Genomic DNA, 18,664 nt, shown 5'->3' on the forward strand with positions numbered 1-18,664 from the left:
GAATTTTCTTTTATTTAACATAGTTTTTAACTTGGCGTTGGTCCAGTGTGGTTCCCCGTCGGTTCTTAATAAACAGTGGCACGGTTTCTTCATAGGTTTGGCTAAATTCCAAACCATAGTATTGGACCGGCGAAAGGGTCAAGTTTTGCAGTAGCAACCGCATTTGAACTAACCATCGTTTCCACCCAGTAATTTCAGAATTTGGTGATAACCGTTCCCGCAGGAAGATAAAGCGGAAATCACCGACGTTCCTTCCGGGCGTCGTGGTGTACTTTTGCGGTTGTAAATCAATTACATTTTCTGCCATTAATTCTTGCACCACCTGCCGAAGGTACAGGTTAACACTACTATCGATCTTAAATCCAAGGTACAGTTGCAGGTTGACCACATTTCGCGTCCCCATCATATCAACCTTGTAGTAACTAGTATATGGTTCATCCGTTGTGTTAACCGTAATGAACCAGTATACTTGCGCCCGCTTCGGTGATTTATCCAAAATTGAATACAGCGTTTCGCGCTTCAGTAAGTGGTTCTTATTAATCCGGGCCATCATAATTAAATTGCTGACGTACAGCGGCATCGTAACGTCCGCGGAAAGAGTTTGTAATTGTTCTTTGTAATCTTCCAAATTCAGATACTTACTCTCGTCATTCATTTCGTCACGAACCTGACCGCCATAGTACCAACAAATCATCACGAGGAGAATCAGCGCCGTGATAATCACGGTGACAAAACCACCATGGACAAATTTCGCTAAACTGGACAACAAAAAGACCGTTTCAATCGTTGCAAACACCATTAAGAAAAGCATTGCCAAGATCTTTGACCCGTGATTAGCTAAATACTGATGCAACAACAGAGTGGTCATTAGCATCGTAATAGTAATTGCCAATCCATAAGCCGCTTCCATGTGGGCAGACGTTTGAAAATAGAATAAAATCCCAGAAGTAGTGAGGCACAGAAGCCAGTTAATGGGGCCAATATAGATTTGTCCCCGCGACAACGAAGGATGCCGAACCTTTAAACGAGGCAGTAATTTTAAACCAATTGCTTCCTCAACGAGGGTAAACGATCCAGTAATTAGTGCTTGTGACGCAATAATCGCCGCCAAGGTCGCAATCAATACCCCAAAAATTGTTACTGAACCTGGAAGCATTTGGTAAAACGGATTATAACCCGCCCCCTGCTGACCGAGTTCGTTTAAATGATTTAACAAGTACGCCCCTTGGCCTAAGTAATTCAAAACTAAAGATCCACAGACCAGCGGCCAAGTCAGGTAAATACTGTTCCGTCCGACATGTCCCATATCTGAATAGAGGGCTTCCGCACCAGTAGTGGCTAGAAAGACCGCCCCTAAAATTAAAATTCCGGCCCGGTTTGCTGGTGAAAAAAGCAAGCGGATCCCGTAGACTGGCGAAAGGGCTTTTAAAATGACAGGTTGTTTCACCAAGTTCAAACCACCAAAGAACGCTAAAAACAGGAACCAAAGGAGCATAATTGGACCAAACGTTTTGCCAATAGCACTAGTACCAAACCGTTGAATCATAAAAAGGATCAATAAAATCAAAAATGCAATGACAATAACCTCATTTTGGTCACTCACCAACACTGAAGAACCAAGCTTGATTCCTTTTAATCCCTCAATTGCAGTCGTGACCGTCACTGCCGGCGTCAACGTCCCGTCAGCAAGCAGCGCCGCGCCACCCAATAGCGCCGGGATGATCAACCAGCGAGCTTGGCGACGGACTAGCGCGTACAAAGCAAAGATGCCACCTTCACCATTATTATCAGCCCGCAACGCAATTAAGACATACTTAACCGTCGTCATCAGCATTAATGTCCAGAAGACCAGTGAAATACCGCCGATGATGTAGTCGGTCGTTAAAGATTTCGTACCACCAGCATCGTTAATCAATGCATTCATGACATACAGTGGTGAAGTGCCAATATCACCATAAACAATTCCTAAAGCGACTAATCCACTCGCCAGCAAATGTCGATTTTTAGCTTCCATATTGTCATCCCTTTTCTGAATCTAAAAACATAGCAAGGATCCCCATCCTTACTCTTAATTTGTAATTAATTATTTAACTGTCAGTGTGGCGGTATGCTGATCACCATCTTGATTGATTTCCACATCGTATTGCCCAGCATAAGTGAACTTAATCGTTGACTTTTTGGCGCGGTCATCAGTACTGATCTTACCATATTGTTGGTGATGTAAATGTCCCTTGATCACAACCGTCGTTGATTTGGGAACCGTAAACGCCACCTTCGCTTCACCGCTCTTTAACTGTGGTGTCTCAGGTGACCAGCTCACCTTCTTTGGCTCCGTGCTTTCTGCTGAATGATTGTGCTTGGACGCTTTAGTTTGCGATTTTGCTGAAGACTGATCATGGTGACTGACCTTAGCAACTTGATCAGCCGCAACCGTTTTTAAATGGTCAAAACCAGTTGGGTTTGCTGCTCAGTAAGCAATTCCAGAAATACTGATAAAGAAAACGAGCAACAATAGCCAGCTCAAGAAAATGGTAAACCTGCCTGCATTGCTATAGTTACCGGTTTTGCGGATCCGGTGAGCACGCTTAATTAATAGCAAAATAAACAACACAAAACAGACAATTGCAATTACATCTAAATACATTAACATTTTAAATTCCCCAAATTCGTAAACTCAATTAATACTAGTTTAACCGCCTTTGAGAATTTTTTCCATCAAAAAAACTCATTCCATTAAGAATGAGTTTTAAAGGCTTATTTATCATCCGCTGTAGATGGATCCTTTTTAGGGGATGGCGAACTTGGTTTTTGAATCTGCACGACCCGGAACTCACTGACGTACTCATTTTGCACCTCAGTCGGCGTAAATGAAAAGTCGCCAAGCCTGATTGGCCGATCTAACTTCATTGGATACTCTTCTTCTAAGAAGTATCCCGTCAAAGTGGCCACGTCCTTGTCTTCAAATTGGGGAATATCAACATTAAAGTAACGTTCAAAGTCGGACAACGGTGTCTTACCAGAAACCTTAAAGACCCGATTACCTTTCTTATCAGTTCCTTGCTTTTCAATCATATCAGCTGAAACATGATCAATTTCTTCCCGGACATTACCAAACATTTCTTCATAGATATCCTTGTCAGTCACAATTCCCGAAGTACCACCATATTCATCTTGAACAACGGCAATTGGGGCTTCTTTACGCATCATCTTCCGGAGAACATCCGTCAATGATTCCCCTTCGTAAACGACCGGAATCTTCCGAATGATTTCGCGAATGGATGATTTAGGATTGATCTGATTTTGGCGCATGATGTCATAGCTAAAGATGTAACCAATAATGTGATCCTTATCGTTATTTTGGACCACTGGATAACGAGTAAACCGCTTCGTAAAGTAAAGGTGCGCCGCCTCAGCAATCGTGGCGTTACGATCAATCACTTCCAACTGCGTCCGGTCAATCATGATGTCCGCCGCGGTCTTATCATTCATTTCAAAGGCCCGTTGCATGAAAGTAATGTCTTCCTTTTCCATTTCACCGGCTTTTTGCGATTGTTGTGAAAGCGATAAAATTTCGTTTTGCGAATAAGTATCTTCTTCCGGATGAGTACTAAAGCCGAGGGCCTTAGTAATCGATCCGGCGACGACAGCAAATAACCAAACAAATGGATAGAAGATCCAGTGGAAGAATTGAATGGGATGCACAATCGCCAATAAAATTGGGACCGGCCGGTCAATCGCCATATTCTTTGGTACCAAGTCGGTAAAGACCGCATGGAAGAAGGTGAAGATTAAAACCCCGATCACCGGTGCTAGTGGTTTTAACACATCTGCCGGAATAAAGTTCATCTTGAGCAGTAAGTCCGTAATAAACTCATCACCAATCCACCCTAAGACCAGTGACGTCATGGTAACCCCAACCTGAGCGGTTGAAAGATACTCTGACATGTTGCCGACCATATGCTCGGCCTTTTTTACCACTTTCGTTTGCTTTAATTCCTGGAGCTCACTTGGCCGCACCTTAACAACCGAATATTCAAGTAAGGTAAACAAGGCTGCCAACAGTAAAATAACAACGATAATTAACAAACGTATCCAATAGGATTCCATATATTAATATTCACACCTTTACGTAATTAATCTGCTTCTAATTATACCATTGTACCAAACTTTTCAATCAACGGTTCGTTCAGCAACAAACTGAAGAAATTTCTCCACAACCGGCGTTAACTGGATATTTTTTCGCCACGCTAACAGGTGTCCCGTCGTCCGTTCTGTACTAAATGGCACAAAGGTCAAACGGTCGTCATGATACTTTTCAAAAACACCATAGATTCCTAAATGATAGTATTTACCAGATAATAATAAATCGCGACTATTTTGCGGCAAATTAATCTGAATCTTCCAGTCCAACTTGTTGGGATCCAGATGAAGGCCATCTAGAATATCATCACGAACAATATTTCGCCGGCCAACAATTAAGGGTAATTGATATAAGTCATGGGCCATAATTGTCCTTCGTTTGGCTAACGGATCATCCTTACGCATGATCAATCCCCATTTTTCACGAATCGGCAAACTAAAGTAGTTGTACTTAGCGGCTTCAACTGGCTCAATTAACGCGATTAAATCACAGAGGCTTTGATCCAGTCGCTCACGTAAAGTATCACCATCCCCATCAAAAATATTAAAGCGGACAGCCGGATACTGGTCTTGAAAGTCAGCAACGGCCTGCATCATAAAATTAGCGACCGCACTTTCAACCACTCCCAGATTGATGGTTCCGGATAGTTCATTTTGGGTATTCACCAATTCACTTTCGGTTTGATCCAACAGGGTCAAAATCGTGGCCGCCCGTTGCTGAAAGAGCGCACCAGCTTTATTTAGTCGCATTTGCCGTTTTTCACGATCAAACAACTGCACCCCAAGTTCCTTCTCTAGTTCAATAATTTGGCGTGATAATGTCGGTTGGGTAATGTGTAAATGCTCTGCTGCCTGCGTAATATTATTCCGCTTAGCAACTTCTAAAAAGTACTTTAAGACGCGTGTCTCCATTGGTATCACTCCTCCTAGAATCATTATACCGGATCATACAAAAAATGCATTAGTAAGCAATATAAACAAGCATTTCACATTAATAAAGCAGCTCCATATAATAAAGACAACTAATGAAATGGAGGAAAATTCAATGGCAAAAAAACGAAAATGAAGTTAAAAACAATCTGTTTGGTTTTGGTGACAAGAATGTCGCCTTTGCGAAGTACTTTATTGGGACCAGCTACCTCAATGGTCTGGTCGGGGCTGATGATAACATTGACGTCAATGTTTCCAACGTGAACTTCGAGCCAGGCTGCCGGAATGATTGGCATATCCACCACAATGGTTTTCAAATTCTCTTAGTAACGGCCGGCGAAGGTTGGTATCAAGAAGAAGGCAAGCCTGCTCAACTCCTCCACCCCGGCGATGTCGTTGCTATTCATGAAGGAGTTAAGCATTGGCATGGGGCCACTAAGGATTCATGGTTCTCCCACATTGCAATTACGAAGGGCACCAGCGAATGGCTTGAAAAAGTTGACGACGATTACTACAACACTTTAGGTTAACCGAAAGGAGTTTTTAAAATGGCACAAAAGCAAACTGCTGGTCGTGATCAACTTGGGGACTTTGCACCCAAGTTTGCAGAATTAAACGACGATGTCCTCTTTGGTCAAGTGTGGTCGCGAGAAAAGGAACTTAGTCCACGTGACCGGAGTTTTCTAACGGTAACTGCCTTAATCACTAAGGGGGCCTTTGAACAACTCCCTTATCACATGACAACTGCCAAGAAAAACGGTATTACAAAGGGTGAAATTGCTGAAATGATTACCCAATTAGCCTTCTACGTTGGCTGGCCAAATGCCTGGTCAGCATTTAATATTGCTAAAAAAGTTTGGGATGACTAACTACTAGTGTTCTAAGCAACCTAGTCCCCCGAGAAAAGTGAATTTAAACTTTAAATTATTTAATATTCTTCTTACACTTTCGTGTAAGAAGATTTTTTTGTGATTACGGACCTTTCATCGTCAACTGGAAAGGCTTACAATGAGGATGGATTCTTTATAAAGTTATTCATAACGGGAGGACAATTCTAATGGTTTCAAAAAACAATCATACGTTAATTCATCATTCAACTGCTAAGTAAAAATCACACTATGGGTTAAGGAAGTTATCAATTGGTGTCGCTTCGGTTTTATTGGGAACCACGCTTTACTGGGGTGGAACGACGGCCTTAGCAGATACTAATGCACAGAACCCTACTCCTGAAGCCGCAAAATCAAATGCCACTGGTGACGTAATTCAACAGCGGGAAGTTGAGTTAAATCAAGAGCAACCGAAAAAGGCTCAACAACTTTCCATTCAAGTAACTGGAAACAGTGAAGTTAATTATGGTGATAATGACTGGCAACAATTAGTTAATGATAAAGCATTACCAAGTGGCTACGGTGTGAAGCTTTCGAACGATGAAAGGGTTGAACTGACTGACGGTGATGTCGCGGTCGATGGAACTCCAGGTAATGTTGGTTCATATAAGGTTATCCTTACTGATCAGGGTTTGCAGGACATTAAAGATCAATTAGGGACAGATTTTACCTACCCTGATTTGAAAGATGTGACTAGCTCTGCAACCCTAACCATTAACAAGGGATATAAAGACATTAGCCTCAATGGTAGTGCTGAAAAGCCATATGACGGTACTAATGGTTTAAGTGCTTTTCATACCCAATTTGGCCTCGGTGATAATAATGCAGATAAAATTACCATTTATCAATCATATGGCACCACGAAAACATTCCAATTACAACCGGATGACATTGTCACAAAGAGCAAGAGTGCCCCAATTAATGTTGGCACGTATGATGTTGTTTTGTCAGATGAATTCATGAATAAGGTAAAAGCAGCTGATGGAAATAACGGTAATAACTATGAATGGTTCTCTGATCCCGCTGCTACTTACCAAGTTTATGCTGATGATGGAGTGGCAAAATTAAGTGGACAGAATGAAAAAATTTACGATGGTCACGAAACTACCGTCGCTGAAGTTAACAAAGGTGGCAAGATTGCCGTTCATGTAACTGCCCCCGTAATGATTATGGGTGACGAACCAGGAGAAGAAACCACCGAAAAGACGCTGGATTATGAAAACTACACCCTGCAGGATGGCGATTACACCTGGAATACTGTGGATGGTAAAGCACCAACAAACGGTGGTACCTACACCATTACCCTCAATAAGGACGCAATTATTGATCACTTACAGGCTTACTTCAATCAAAAGGCTGGTGTTGGACAGGACGATCAGCCAAACGTTACGATTGACGCTACGGGACTTTCTGGTCAGGCTACGTTTACAATCAAAACTAGCAATACTTACCAGTTTATTGATACAGAAAATGACAATAAAGTCGTTGGTGAACCCATTGTCGAAACCGGACTTACTGGCCAATCAAAGGAGCTTTCACTAGCCGTTCCAGAGAATTATGAATTGATCGATGCTAGTCTTCCAACAAAAGCAATCTTTGGTGACACTAACCAAACATTCAACTTGAAATTGAAACACAAGACCACAGTTGAGAACACACCGGTGACCGTTTCACGGACAATCAAGATTAATGAACCTGGAAAAACACCGCAAGTTATTGTTCAAACGGTAACTTTCCACCAAACGGCCAACACAGATCTAGTTACTAACCATTCTACTAATACTTATGATCATAACTCACTGGAACTACCGGCCGTCAATGTTCCAACGGTGGCTGGTTATACCGCTAGTCAATCCAAAGTTAGTGCGTTATCGGTTGGTCCAACTGATCACCCCGCCGATGTGAATATCACCTACTTACCAAATGACCAAACTGGTGCGATTATCTATGTTGATCAAGCTAATGGCCAACAAGTTGGTACTACACCGTTAACTGGTAAAACCGATGAAATCGTTACCATTAATCCAGTCATCCCAGCTGGTTATCAACTAGTTCCTGGGCAAAACATTCCAAAGACTGAAGTGGCTATGCCAAATGGGATTGCCAACGTTACGGTACTCGTTGAACACGAAAAGCCAACTATTCAACCAAATGAGCCAATGACTCAACCAACTGGCCCGACAACGATTACTAAATCACTAAAGGAAAATCCTAATAAAGCGGGCACTATCCCTGGTTCACAACCAATGCATGTTGAGTCCTCCACAAATGTTTCTAACGTCGTTACTCCGCACCATAAACTACCCCAAACTGGGAATAGCGATTCTAATCAGTTAATCACCCTAGGCCTTTTAAGTGCCGGCTTAGCTAGTCTCTTTGGCCTCGGTGGTTTACGAAAAAAGCAAAATCATTAATTACATGGTTAACGAAAGGGTTGCCTGTCGAAATGACGGACAACCCTTTTAGTTCACCTTATTTCTTCACAATCTCTTGTTTCCAGTGGTTTAAATGCCGCTTAGTAATGACGCAAAGACCATCTAAACCCAACTCATGCATCTTTTCCGTACACTGAATCGTAACCTGCGGGTCATGTTGTGCCTTTTGTTCGCCCCAATAATTTAAGTACCGCAATGCTGCATATAGATCTTCACCTTCGCCAGTTAGACAGTATTCTACGTGTGGTGGAATCACCGGCAAACTCTTCCGCTCTACAATGCCCGCACTGACCAATTCACGTAATTGATCTGCTAAAACCTTTTGTGAAATTCCTAATTGTTTCTGCAAAGCACCGGTACGCCAGGAGTGGCCTGCTAGCAAAAAGACAATCACTGCTTTCCACTTACCACCCAAAATGCTTAATGCATATTCTGCTCCTGTATTGAACATTTGCTGTTTGGCCATCATTTTCTCCTAATTCTTTATTCATGTGGCACCCTAGCATAAGTTACCATTGAGTAACTATGTTACTAGAAAGTGCTTACTTTTAATTAGTTATTAGCTTGCTATACTTTAATTGTAAACAAGTTAAGGAGGAATTGCTAATGAATCAGAATGTTTTAATTCTGGGTGCTAGCGGTCGGATCGCCCATTTTGCCATTCAATTTTTGTTAAATGATACCAGTGATCATTTAACACTTTTTACGCGGCATAGTGACCAATTTACTGGTTTGGCACCACAAAGGATTTCAGTTATCAATGGAGATACTCTCAACCCAGCTGACCTGGACCACGCCATGCAAAATATTGATATCGTGTACGCGAACCTTAGTAACCCTGATATTAAAAAGCAGGCCCAAAACATTGTCACCGCAATGGACCGTCATCAAATCACAACCTTAATCTGGATCTCATCCATTGAAATCTATGATGAAGTTCCCGGAAAGTTTGGTGAATGGAACAACCACATGCTCCGTCAGAGCGGTGCTACGAGTTATCTTGGAACTTATCGATCAGCTGCTGATGTGATTGAAAATTCAGACCTCAACTACACTATTATTCGTCCGGCTTGGCTAACCAACAAGGACGAAGTGGACTATGAAACCACAGAGCGCAATGAAAAATTTAAAGGAACCGAGGTCTCACGTAAAACAATTGGCTATGTCGTTGCCCAAATCGTTAAAAATCCGGAACCCTATGCTCACCGATCAATAGGAATCGATAAGCCCGGAACAAACGGCGATAAACCTAGTTGGTATTAAATGGAAAGATGTCAAATGACATCTTTCCATTTTTGTTCGGATATAGCCTCGCTTTGAACCATCCTTTTTATTTTTTGAGATAATTAACTAATAAACACGAATAATACCTAGAAAAACTGATTCTGATATATTAAAATTATTCCAACTTAAATGAAAGTGAGGAAACATTAATGAAAGCTATTCTTACCGTTTTGGGTGAAGACCAAGTGGGGATTATCGCACAGATTAGCACAGTCCTAGCAGATAAAAATATCAACATTCTTGACGTTTCACAAACTATCATGGATGGTAACTTTGTGATGATGATGTCCGTCCAGGTACCAGAGGACATCGATAGCCACCAGTTAAACACTGAATTTACCAAACTAGGAAAACAAATTGGCGTGGAAATTAACCTGCGGAACGCCAAACTCTATGATGCCATGCACAATCTCTAAAAGGAGGTCCCCATGAATTCACAACAAATTTATGAAACTAGTCGAATGATCAATAATGAAAATTTAGATGTCCGAACCATTACGATGGGGATTTCATTACTCGACTGTATTGATAGTGACAGTGATCGCGCCTGCGAAAAGATCTACGAAAAGATTACCACTAAGGCTAAGGATGTCGTCAAAGTTGGTCAACAAATTGAAGCTGAATATGGTATTCCCATCGCTAATAAGCGGGGCACGGTAACACCGATTTCACTCATCGCCGCAGCCTCTCATGACCACGACTATGTAAAATATGCCAAGACATTCGACCGTGCTGCCAAAGCCTTGGGGATCGACTTTATCGGCGGTTACAGTGCGTTAGTACAAAAAGGTTATCAAACTGGTGATGAGACACTGATTACCTCCCTCCCGGAAGCATTATCCGAAACTGACTTTGTCTGTGCATCCGTCAACGTTGGCTCCACCCGCAGCGGAATTAACATGGATGCCGTTGCTCAAATGGGAAAAGTGGTAGTTGAGGGTGCTAAGCGCGATATGATGACCAACGCTAAATTGGTCATCTTCTGTAACGCCGTGGAAGATAACCCATTTATGGCCGGCGGTTTTCACGGGGTCAGTGAACCAGATGTTGTGATCAACGTTGGGGTTTCTGAACCCGGAGTAATCAAAAATGCTCTTGAAAAAGTTAAAGGGGCTTCAATGGATGTGGTTGCAGAAACCATCAAGAAGACCGCATTTAAGGTCACCCGGATGGGACAGCTAGTCGGTACCCTTGCCGCTGATCGACTAGGGGTGCAATTTGGAATTGTTGACCTTTCATTAGCGCCCACCGCAGCTGCTGGTGATTCAGTTGCCGAAGTGCTGGAAGAAATTGGGGTTGCGCAAGTGGGAACCCACGGTACTACGGCAGCATTAGCAATGCTCAACGATGCCGTTAAAAAAGGTGGCATTATGGCATGTAGCCATGTTGGTGGCTTGTCAGGTGCATTTATCCCCGTTTCAGAAGATGCGGGAATGATTAAAGCGGTAAATGCAGGAACCCTGAATATTTCTAAATTAGAGGCAATGACGGCAGTTTGTTCCGTCGGCCTTGACATGATTGCAGTTCCTGGTGATACACCGCAAGAAACGATAAGCGCCATGATTGCGGATGAAGCAGCCATTGGGATGATTAATAATCAAACCACTGCCGTGCGGGTCATTCCAGCACCAGGTAAAAAGGTTGGTGATGAGGTCGAGTTTGGCGGTCTCCTTGGCCACGCCCCTGTAATGGCAGTTAACCCTGCAGTAAGTACTAATCTAATTCGACGTGGTGGATTAATTCCAGCACCAGTGCATAGTTTTAAGAATTAAAAATAGGCGCTTTGATATAAGTAATTCTAGCAAGCTGAATACGAACTGCGCGGTACGCAAATGGGCTCCAGTGCTCGGTAAAAAACCGAACTCTGGAGCCCTATTTGCGCTCGCGGGGGCGTAAAACGAAGTCATAAATGGCTTCTGTCACGCTCCCTATTGATTATTTAGTAAGCATTTCGTAAACATAACTCGTTTCATCAGGACGGTAAACTCCATGGAGCGTGCCTACTCGCGTGAAGCCATGCTTAGTAATCAGATGTTGCATTGCCTTATTATCTTCATGAGTATCAATCCGAATGGATTCAATATCCGGCCGATGATTCTTAATATGATCAATCACTGCAACAAATAACTTAGAAGCATATCCTTGACCAGCATGGTCAGAATGAATGGCCACCCGGTGAATCGTTAGATAGGCATCAGTTTCTTTTAACCATTCACCATCTAATTCATCATATGCATGATCAGGAGCTGGTAGAATCGTAAACGTCCCCACAGTTTCGTCATCATCAGAATGAACCAAGTAGGCAAAACCATTTTCAACGTCTTCTTTAACGTGTTGTGGATTTGGGTAGTCACCCTGCCATTGATCAATCCCCTTTTCGGCCAACTGATTGCGCCCGTCCTTTAGGATTTCAACAACGCGTTCGTAATCTGTCATTTGTGCTTTTTCAATGTGCATAATGCAACCCTCTTTCCTAATAATTTAATTCACAAGAAAACATTGTACACAAGTTTTTGGCAAATCTCAAATTTCTAACAAAAAGTAACCAAGCGGTTATATAATATTTATGAAATTGTTAAAGGAGGGTTTAAATTGTCTAAATCAGCACGCTATAGTATTGCGACGATTATCATCATTATCATTTTAGGAATTGTTGGTGGCGCGTGGTACCAACACAAAAAATCCAGTAAATTTGTTCAGTCCACCACCCCGACCCTATTTTTCCATGGCGGTGGCAGCAGTTATCATGCTGAAGAACATATGGTTAACGCCGCCAAGAAGGCCGGCGTCACTAAGACAGTACTCCGTGCTAATGTTGCCAAGGATGGGCATGTAACATTGCACGGGACTATGCACAAAAATTCTATTAATCCGATTGTCGAAGTTAACTATGAAGATAATCGGCAGTTAGACTTTAATAAGCACGGTGTTTGGGCCACCAATGTAGTCAAAGCATTGCAAAAGCAATACGGAATTAAAAACATCAACATGGTCGGCCACTCCCTCGGAAATATTTCTATCATTTATTATCTTCTCCAAAATGCGCAGAATAAATCAATGCCTAAACTCCGCAAGCAGGTAGATATGGCTGGCCATTTCGATGGATTAGATTTCGCACAATTTCCTGCGGAGATTCGTCAACCACAAAATTTAAAGTTGGGTCGCAACGGTAAGCCTAACCACATGAATGCCACCTATCGGCAAATGACTAAACTTCGTTCAATCTATCCGAAAAATCAAATCCGGGTACTAAACATTATCGGTAATATTGGTGGCAAAACCGACGGTACGGTCACGAACGTGTCGTCTCTGAGTTTAAAGTATTTAGTTGCTCAACGGGCAAAGTCTTATCAGGTCAAAACTTTCCACGGTAAATTAGCCCGCCATAGTAAACTTCATAGCAACCCAGCAGTAGATAAAGTGTTAATTCAATTCCTGTGGGGTAAATAAAATGAAAATTACCTTGTACGAACTTTATCAGCTGATGCTGCACCAAATGGGACCGACTGGTTGGTGGCCAGCTGATTCCAAAAATGAAATTATTTGCGAAGCGATCCTCATTCAAAACACCAATGCTGAGAATGCCGAGCGCGCCACCGCTAATTTACGTAACCAAACTGCTTTTGATGGCAATGCTTTACTTAGTTTACCGTCAGCAAAATTAGAAAATCTGATTCGCCCAGCGGGATTCTTTAAAAATAAGGGTAAGGCGATTCATAATTTCTTTGCTTGGTATCATCAGTTTAATTTTCAACCTGAATTAGTGGCCCAACGGTTTGGTAAGAAGTTGCGAAAAAAGCTCCTAACCCTCCATGGCATTGGCAATGAAACTGCCGATGTTTTACTTACCTATGTCTTTGACCAGCCCGCCTTCATTAGTGATAAATATGCACGAACCCTCTTTACCCACTTAGGCATCAAAGAATTAAAGGATTATCAGTCCCTAGCACGCCGCTGTCAACTAACGGCCGAATTTTCACTAGTGGATGCCCAAGAATTTCACGGGTTAATTGATGAATTTGGTAAAAAATACCTGCGGCGAACTGATCACTTTACGGAAAGTTTCCTTAATGGTCACCAACTAATTCTGCATTAATCTACTCGTCATTTGGAAATAATTTTTATAAAGTGATGTAAAACGGCCATGGTTAGTAGTTTCTAACCATGGTTTTTGTCGTCCACAATAGTGCAGAATCACCGTGTTCTTGATTACCCAGTCTAGGGTACATCTACCAAGTGTGATTGTTTCATATACCCGGAGATTACGGGCATCAAAATTATACAATTCATCTGGAACAGAAAGAATGTAACGGCCATAAAGTGCGTTTAAAACATCCTGATCTGGTAACAGGAGAATATGGTCACGAATATAGTCAAAAATGGTAGTGGGATCGACTCGTCGGCGAATTTCATCTAAATTCATTAAGAGAACTCCCGAATTATAGTAGCCATCCGCATCAAAATTTTGCAAACGAATTTTATTAATCACATCCGTCGCATTCGTCAGATTAGTATGAATTGCAGAAGCATACATGTAGTTTTTGAGATCAATATCATAAAGTGGCCGCAAATCATTAATGCATAATAAATCTGCATCCAAGTACAAAATCCGATGTAATTGCTTTGGTAAATAGAGATGTGCTAACAGCCGATAGTAAATTGTCGTAGGATAGCGATCCGTAACCGGGGCATTTTGAAAAGCACTTTCGGGAATCTCCACCTGATGATAATGCATTCCTAATTTTTGACACCCGGCTGCCAATTCAGCTGAATGGGAAAAATCCTTGGTCACAATGACATAGACATTAATATCATTCGCTGATGAATTAAGGTCAATGGAGTATAAAACGGTTAGCAGTTGCTGATAAAAACGATCATCAATCGAAAATAGTAGGTTCATAGTATCCTCCTTATCAAGATTATTATACCGAAGGACTTGCCAATCGGAAACAGATGATTTACCCTTAATGCTAACTGGAATTAGAGAGGAAAGTTAAAATAATGGAACCAGCAGAGCAGCTCGATGCTGTGAAACACTACACGATTCAAAAACTTGGCATGGATCATACCGGCCACGGCCTTGATCACATCCGTCGAGTAGTTAAAATGACCAAGCGGCTAGCTAAAGATGAACAAGTCGATGAATTTATCGCCACTGCAGCCGCCTATTTACATGACACGATTGATGAAAAACTAGTCATGAGTGTCAAAGAAGCCCAGGATGAACTGCGGGAATTTTTGCGCAAAATTGATTTTACCCAAAATCAGATCCACGCAGTCATGGCAATTATTACTCAAATGTCGTTTGCTGATACTTTAGATGGCAAACGACCAGTGCTATCACCCGAGGGTCAGGTAGTTCAAGACGCCGATTGGCTCGATGCCATTGGCGGAATTGGAATTGTCCGTGCTATCTATTTTGGTGGCAAGCACGGTGAGCGGATTTATGATCCAGAAATGGCTCCACGGGAAAATATGACGCGTGATGATTACCGCGACCTGCGTCACGAAACCATTATTAATCATTTTTACGAAAAGTTATTAAAAATTAAACCGATGTTAAATACCAAGGCCGCACAACAAATCGCTGCTCATCGTCAGCAAGTTATGCTGGACTTCCTTGATGAATTTAAAGATGAATGGGCATCAATCCGCTAAAAAAATAATCAGGAGTAAAATTTACTCCTGATTATTTTTTTCAACTACTTCTGTATAGTGACGTAACCACAACGTTAATGGTGGAATTAATAAACAGTCTAGCAGGCCATTGAGTAAGGAAGCCGGTAGCCCCATCCCCAATATCATCGTAAAGTCGGCCCACTTATTAGTAATTAATAAGGCCTGCACAAATACGACCGCCAACATCCCAACGAACTGGCACAATCCTGCAATAAGGCCAAAATTAATGGCCTCCGTATGACTCATATGCACCGTCAGCGGCGTTTGCCAACGTAGAATCATTGAAACGACCAATAAACTAAGCAAGATTGGCACCATCGTTGTCCAATTATGGATATTTAATAGCAGCATAGTAACCATCACTACCGCCAAGGTACCATAACTTTGCAATAGATTCATCCCTAAGGCAATAATCATCACTATGATACCAGCAATTTGAACCGTCACGGCACCAGTTGGCAATGGATAATGCCATTGCACAAAACATAGGAGTAGCGCAAACACAGTTAAGCCAGACCATAAACCCCATTTTTTCATTATAGTGGCTTCTTTCTGGTATCCTGCATCCACCCTAGCGCAAGAGCTCCTTGACCAAGGTGGACACCAATAACTGGGCCAAAGTATGATAATTCGAAATCAATCTCAGGATGCTTCTCTTGCAAATCAGCAAGCCACTTTTGTCCTGCCTCTTCAGCTGCGGCATGGAAAACGTATGCCCGAACTGGATAATCAGTCTTCGCAAGGGATTCATCAAAAATTTGTTCGACCCGGAGCTTCGCCTTTTTCATTGAACGCACCTTTTCAAACGCCTCAATCGCATGGTTGGGATTATCAAATGACAATAATGGCTTAATACGCAAAATCGAGCCAACAAAAGCTGAAGCATTAGATAAGCGACCACCCCGCACCAGATTTTGTAAGTCATCAACTACAAAATCGTCATGAATGGTTGCCCGCAACTTAGTTAATTTATCGACGATGGTATCAACATCATCACCCTGGTCAACAAGTTTTGCAGCTTCAATCGCGAGTTGTCCCATCAACTTAACCGTGATTTGCGAATCAAATGGTACAATCTTGATGGTATCCTTCATCTGCTCCGCAAGCAGTTGAATATTATTTAAAAAACCAGAAATACTCTTCGCCAAGTGAATACTAATAACCGCATCATAGCCTTCATCCGCCAACTTTTGGTATAACGCCATCATTTCACCAATTGGTGGCTGCGAGGTACTTGGGAAGGTTTTTGAGGTTTTTAATTCACGATAAAAATCTTCTGTCGTGATGTCAACGCCTTCTTGGTAATCTTTACCGTCAATCGTAAACGGAATTGGGACGACATGGATATGATAATCCGCAACTTCCTTTGCGGTTAAGTATGCTGTACTGTCGGTAACAACCGCAATTTTCATTGTTATTTCCTCCAAATATGATTTTCGAAATGATTTTAATGTAAATAATTGCTTTAATTTTGAACTCAATAATACTAAAAAAATACCATATCTTGCTTGATATGACAATCATTAATTAGCTTACAGTGTTTTACTGGATTCGTCAAAAAAGGTATAATAGTATTTAAATGTCTAAAAAGGAGGACCTGCCCAATGGCTTTTGATGGTTTTTTTACCCATGCAATGGTTAAAGAACTTAATGATACATTACAAACTGGTCGGGTAATGCGCGTTAATCAGCCGTATCCAGCCGAAATGGTGATGGTTGTACGGGCACACCGCCACAATTACTCATTACTGGTTTCTGCGAACCCATCCTACCCCCGGATTCAACTAACCACCATTTCTTACCAAAATCCGGCAGTACCAAGTAATTTTGCGATGACGATGCGCAAATACCTGGAAGGTGCCATTATCGAATCAATTGAACAGGTTGAAAACGACCGAATTGTGAAAATTAACTTTACCAACCGCGATGAACTCGGTGATAACCAAAAATTAGTTATTTATATTGAAATTATGGCCCGTCATAGTAACGTTTCGTTAGTCAGTGAACCCAATGGTAAAATCATCGAGACAATTAAACATGTTGGTTCGGATCAAAACCGGGTCCGGATCCTATTGCCGGGGGCACCATTCGTGATGCCGCCAAAACAAGAACGAACCAATCCCTACCTACCGAACCAAAAGTATTCGGACCTCGTTCGTCAATATCAATCGGATCTTGATGGTCTGTCACATGCACTTCAGCAAACTTATCAAGGATTAGCGCCAGCAACGGCTCACGAATTAGCAAGTGAACTGTTGACTGCTGATAACCTGCCAACTGCTTATGAACAGTTTATCAATCACTTCAACCACCCGACACCGACCATTCTTACCAATGACCATGGTAAGAAGTCATTCATGGCTTTTCCACCGGTTGATCATCAAGGTTCACTGCAAACATTTCCAACTTTAAGTGCTATGCTTGATGCCTTCTACGCCCAAAAAGCGGAAAGTGACCGGACAAAGGAACTAGCTGGGCAAGTTTTAAAAGTTGTTAAGAACGAACTCAAAAAAGATCGTCGTAAGGTAAAAAAGCTGCATCACCAACTTTCTGAAGCTGCGGATGCAGATTATTACCGGGTCCGGGGTGAAATTTTAACCACCTTTATGGGCCAAGTTAAGGCCGGGATGACTGGCATTGATCTGCCTAACTTCTATGATAATAACCAGCCGTTACATATTAAGCTAGCACCTGAGCTTTCTCCATCTAAGAACGCCCAAAAATACTTTACCAAGTACGATAAACTGAAGGCTTCCGTTGCATACGTGAATGAGCAATTAGCATTGACGCAAAAGGAAATTGACTACTTTGAAAATATATTGAGTCAAATTGAAATTGCCTCCCCCGCTGATGTTCAAGATATTAAGGTCGAACTACAGGAACAAGGCTACATTAAACAACGGAATAAAGGTAAGAAGAAACGTAAAGTTCGTACCAGCAAGCCAGAAGAATTCCATGCTAGTGACGGAACCACCATTTTGGTCGGTAAAAATAATTTACAAAATGATCGCTTAAGTTTTAAGACCGCCAATAAGAATGAGTTTTGGTTCCACGTTAAAGATATGCCGGGATCCCACGTGATCGTTCGGAGCACTGCCCCGACTGACGAGACGATTCAAGAGGCTGCAGAGCTGGCCGCCTATTTCTCCAAGGGACGTAATTCTGATCACGTTCCGGTAGACTACTTACGGGTCAAACAACTGCATAAGCCAAATGGTGCCAAGCCAGGTTTCGTTATTTTTCGGGGTCAGAAGACGCTGAGCGTGACTCCGAAGCTATTACAAAATTAAAAAGGATTGGGAAAATTCC

20 protein-coding genes and 1 pseudogene are annotated in these 18,664 nt (G+C 42.0%); 11 read left to right on the forward strand and 10 right to left on the reverse strand.

Annotated elements, in window-relative coordinates; translation table 11 throughout:
• Positions 1 to 10 precede the first annotated feature (10 nt).
• From AC1EKL_RS01100 to AC1EKL_RS01120, 5 genes are all read right to left on the reverse strand, one after another.
• Entirely contained in the window at positions 11 to 2,014 is a 2,004-nt protein-coding gene (locus tag AC1EKL_RS01100) for a KUP/HAK/KT family potassium transporter (protein WP_480189121.1), read from the reverse strand.
• Positions 2,015 to 2,083: 69 nt separating this feature from the next.
• Entirely contained in the window at positions 2,084 to 2,320 is a 237-nt protein-coding gene (locus AC1EKL_RS01105) for a hypothetical protein (protein WP_480189122.1), read from the reverse strand.
• A 147-nt stretch (positions 2,321 to 2,467) separates the two neighbouring features.
• Positions 2,468 to 2,650, reverse strand: a complete 183-nt coding sequence (locus AC1EKL_RS01110) for a hypothetical protein (protein WP_480189123.1) — start codon at positions 2,648 to 2,650, stop codon at positions 2,468 to 2,470.
• A 104-nt stretch (positions 2,651 to 2,754) separates the two neighbouring features.
• Positions 2,755 to 4,107, reverse strand: coding sequence for a hemolysin family protein (locus AC1EKL_RS01115; protein WP_480189124.1), 1,353 nt, complete (start codon positions 4,105 to 4,107; stop codon positions 2,755 to 2,757).
• Positions 4,108 to 4,170: 63 nt separating this feature from the next.
• Positions 4,171 to 5,052 carry a LysR family transcriptional regulator gene (locus AC1EKL_RS01120; RefSeq protein WP_480189125.1) on the reverse strand — a complete coding sequence of 294 codons (882 nt, stop codon included), beginning with the start codon at positions 5,050 to 5,052 and terminating at the stop codon, positions 4,171 to 4,173.
• Between the two features lie 113 nt (positions 5,053 to 5,165).
• Here AC1EKL_RS01120 and AC1EKL_RS01125 point away from each other — a divergent pair, with 113 nt between their 5' ends.
• The 4 genes and pseudogenes from AC1EKL_RS01125 (at position 5,166) to AC1EKL_RS01140 (ending at position 8,371) form a co-directional block, all read left to right on the forward strand.
• Entirely contained in the window at positions 5,166 to 5,600 is a 435-nt protein-coding gene (locus AC1EKL_RS01125; protein WP_480189126.1) for a cupin domain-containing protein, read from the forward strand.
• Positions 5,601 to 5,618: 18 nt separating this feature from the next.
• Positions 5,619 to 5,939, forward strand: a complete 321-nt coding sequence (locus AC1EKL_RS01130) for a carboxymuconolactone decarboxylase family protein (protein ID WP_480189127.1) — start codon at positions 5,619 to 5,621, stop codon at positions 5,937 to 5,939.
• Between the two features lie 245 nt (positions 5,940 to 6,184).
• Positions 6,185 to 6,259: pseudogene (locus AC1EKL_RS01135) on the forward strand (YSIRK-type signal peptide-containing protein); the annotation flags it as partial.
• Positions 6,260 to 6,391: 132 nt separating this feature from the next.
• A complete protein-coding gene (locus AC1EKL_RS01140) occupies positions 6,392 to 8,371 on the forward strand; it encodes an MBG domain-containing protein (RefSeq protein WP_480189230.1) in 1,980 nt (659 codons plus the stop codon).
• Between the two features lie 58 nt (positions 8,372 to 8,429).
• On the opposite strand, the gene AC1EKL_RS01145 is transcribed toward AC1EKL_RS01140, so the two are convergent.
• Positions 8,430 to 8,861 (reverse strand): winged helix-turn-helix transcriptional regulator, encoded by a 432-nt coding sequence (locus AC1EKL_RS01145; protein WP_480189128.1) that lies wholly within the window; start codon positions 8,859 to 8,861, stop codon positions 8,430 to 8,432.
• Between the two features lie 137 nt (positions 8,862 to 8,998).
• Here AC1EKL_RS01145 and AC1EKL_RS01150 point away from each other — a divergent pair, with 137 nt between their 5' ends.
• The 3 genes from AC1EKL_RS01150 to AC1EKL_RS01160 all read left to right on the forward strand — a co-directional run bounded on the left by AC1EKL_RS01150 (position 8,999) and on the right by AC1EKL_RS01160 (position 11,448).
• Positions 8,999 to 9,655 carry an NAD(P)H-binding protein gene (locus AC1EKL_RS01150; RefSeq protein WP_480189129.1) on the forward strand — a complete coding sequence of 219 codons (657 nt, stop codon included), beginning with the start codon at positions 8,999 to 9,001 and terminating at the stop codon, positions 9,653 to 9,655.
• A 170-nt stretch (positions 9,656 to 9,825) separates the two neighbouring features.
• Positions 9,826 to 10,092: an ACT domain-containing protein gene (locus AC1EKL_RS01155; RefSeq protein WP_480189130.1), complete on the forward strand. Its 267-nt coding sequence runs from the start codon at positions 9,826 to 9,828 to the stop codon at positions 10,090 to 10,092.
• A gap of 12 nt (positions 10,093 to 10,104) precedes the next feature.
• Complete coding sequence (locus AC1EKL_RS01160; protein WP_480190170.1) at positions 10,105 to 11,448, forward strand: DUF711 family protein; 1,344 nt, start codon at positions 10,105 to 10,107, stop codon at positions 11,446 to 11,448.
• Positions 11,449 to 11,611: 163 nt separating this feature from the next.
• On the opposite strand, the gene AC1EKL_RS01165 is transcribed toward AC1EKL_RS01160, so the two are convergent.
• Entirely contained in the window at positions 11,612 to 12,133 is a 522-nt protein-coding gene (locus AC1EKL_RS01165; protein WP_480189132.1) for an N-acetyltransferase family protein, read from the reverse strand.
• A gap of 135 nt (positions 12,134 to 12,268) precedes the next feature.
• Between AC1EKL_RS01165 and AC1EKL_RS01170 the strand changes: the two genes are divergently transcribed.
• Together AC1EKL_RS01170 and AC1EKL_RS01175 are read left to right on the forward strand one after the other, a co-directional pair.
• The gene (locus AC1EKL_RS01170) at positions 12,269 to 13,126 is read left to right on the forward strand and encodes an alpha/beta hydrolase (RefSeq protein ID WP_480189133.1); all 858 of its coding nucleotides are present in this window, start codon (positions 12,269 to 12,271) and stop codon (positions 13,124 to 13,126) included.
• Position 13,127: 1 nt separating this feature from the next.
• Positions 13,128 to 13,772, forward strand: coding sequence for a deoxyribonuclease I (locus AC1EKL_RS01175; protein ID WP_480189134.1), 645 nt, complete (start codon positions 13,128 to 13,130; stop codon positions 13,770 to 13,772).
• Here the strand turns inward: AC1EKL_RS01175 and AC1EKL_RS01180 are convergent.
• A complete protein-coding gene (locus tag AC1EKL_RS01180) occupies positions 13,758 to 14,576 on the reverse strand; it encodes a glycosyltransferase family 8 protein (protein ID WP_480189135.1) in 819 nt (272 codons plus the stop codon). The two genes, AC1EKL_RS01175 and AC1EKL_RS01180, sit on opposite strands and share 15 nt — an antisense overlap.
• 101 nt (positions 14,577 to 14,677) lie before the next feature.
• Here AC1EKL_RS01180 and AC1EKL_RS01185 point away from each other — a divergent pair, with 101 nt between their 5' ends.
• Entirely contained in the window at positions 14,678 to 15,334 is a 657-nt protein-coding gene (locus tag AC1EKL_RS01185; protein ID WP_480189136.1) for an HD domain-containing protein, read from the forward strand.
• 21 nt (positions 15,335 to 15,355) lie between these two features.
• Here the strand turns inward: AC1EKL_RS01185 and AC1EKL_RS01190 are convergent, their stop codons facing one another.
• Both AC1EKL_RS01190 and AC1EKL_RS01195 read right to left on the reverse strand, forming a co-directional pair.
• Positions 15,356 to 15,892 (reverse strand): hypothetical protein, encoded by a 537-nt coding sequence (locus AC1EKL_RS01190; RefSeq protein ID WP_480189137.1) that lies wholly within the window; start codon positions 15,890 to 15,892, stop codon positions 15,356 to 15,358.
• Positions 15,892 to 16,767 (reverse strand): DegV family protein, encoded by an 876-nt coding sequence (locus tag AC1EKL_RS01195; RefSeq protein ID WP_480189138.1) that lies wholly within the window; start codon positions 16,765 to 16,767, stop codon positions 15,892 to 15,894. Before AC1EKL_RS01195 ends, AC1EKL_RS01190 begins: the two co-directional genes overlap by 1 nt.
• 192 nt (positions 16,768 to 16,959) lie before the next feature.
• On the opposite strand from AC1EKL_RS01195, the gene AC1EKL_RS01200 reads away from it, so the two are divergent.
• Positions 16,960 to 18,645 (forward strand): NFACT RNA binding domain-containing protein, encoded by a 1,686-nt coding sequence (locus AC1EKL_RS01200; protein ID WP_480189139.1) that lies wholly within the window; start codon positions 16,960 to 16,962, stop codon positions 18,643 to 18,645.
• Positions 18,646 to 18,664 lie beyond the last annotated feature (19 nt).

The sequence above is a fragment of the Limosilactobacillus sp. C0001E2 genome (assembly GCF_056590915.1).

What these genes read in the sequence shown, in the direction of transcription:
- AC1EKL_RS01110 (WP_480189123.1), bottom strand. Translation starts at nt 2,650, where the DNA reads ATGTTAATGTATTTAGATGTAATTGCAATTGTCTGTTTTGTGTTGTTT.
- AC1EKL_RS01145 (WP_480189128.1), bottom strand. Translation starts at nt 8,861, where the DNA reads ATGATGGCCAAACAGCAAATGTTCAATACAGGAGCAGAATATGCATTA.
- AC1EKL_RS01195 (WP_480189138.1), bottom strand. Translation starts at nt 16,767, where the DNA reads ATGAAAATTGCGGTTGTTACCGACAGTACAGCATACTTAACCGCAAAG.
- AC1EKL_RS01130 (WP_480189127.1), top strand. Translation starts at nt 5,619, where the DNA reads ATGGCACAAAAGCAAACTGCTGGTCGTGATCAACTTGGGGACTTTGCA.
- AC1EKL_RS01125 (WP_480189126.1), top strand. Translation starts at nt 5,166, where the DNA reads ATGAAATGGAGGAAAATTCAATGGCAAAAAAACGAAAATGAAGTTAAA.
- AC1EKL_RS01190 (WP_480189137.1), bottom strand. Translation starts at nt 15,892, where the DNA reads ATGAAAAAATGGGGTTTATGGTCTGGCTTAACTGTGTTTGCGCTACTC.
- AC1EKL_RS01155 (WP_480189130.1), top strand. Translation starts at nt 9,826, where the DNA reads ATGAAAGCTATTCTTACCGTTTTGGGTGAAGACCAAGTGGGGATTATC.
- AC1EKL_RS01120 (WP_480189125.1), bottom strand. Translation starts at nt 5,052, where the DNA reads ATGGAGACACGCGTCTTAAAGTACTTTTTAGAAGTTGCTAAGCGGAAT.
- AC1EKL_RS01100 (WP_480189121.1), bottom strand. Translation starts at nt 2,014, where the DNA reads ATGGAAGCTAAAAATCGACATTTGCTGGCGAGTGGATTAGTCGCTTTA.
- AC1EKL_RS01165 (WP_480189132.1), bottom strand. Translation starts at nt 12,133, where the DNA reads ATGCACATTGAAAAAGCACAAATGACAGATTACGAACGCGTTGTTGAA.
- AC1EKL_RS01200 (WP_480189139.1), top strand. Translation starts at nt 16,960, where the DNA reads ATGGCTTTTGATGGTTTTTTTACCCATGCAATGGTTAAAGAACTTAAT.
- AC1EKL_RS01175 (WP_480189134.1), top strand. Translation starts at nt 13,128, where the DNA reads ATGAAAATTACCTTGTACGAACTTTATCAGCTGATGCTGCACCAAATG.
- AC1EKL_RS01185 (WP_480189136.1), top strand. Translation starts at nt 14,678, where the DNA reads ATGGAACCAGCAGAGCAGCTCGATGCTGTGAAACACTACACGATTCAA.
- AC1EKL_RS01160 (WP_480190170.1), top strand. Translation starts at nt 10,105, where the DNA reads ATGAATTCACAACAAATTTATGAAACTAGTCGAATGATCAATAATGAA.
- AC1EKL_RS01115 (WP_480189124.1), bottom strand. Translation starts at nt 4,107, where the DNA reads ATGGAATCCTATTGGATACGTTTGTTAATTATCGTTGTTATTTTACTG.
- AC1EKL_RS01150 (WP_480189129.1), top strand. Translation starts at nt 8,999, where the DNA reads ATGAATCAGAATGTTTTAATTCTGGGTGCTAGCGGTCGGATCGCCCAT.
- AC1EKL_RS01180 (WP_480189135.1), bottom strand. Translation starts at nt 14,576, where the DNA reads ATGAACCTACTATTTTCGATTGATGATCGTTTTTATCAGCAACTGCTA.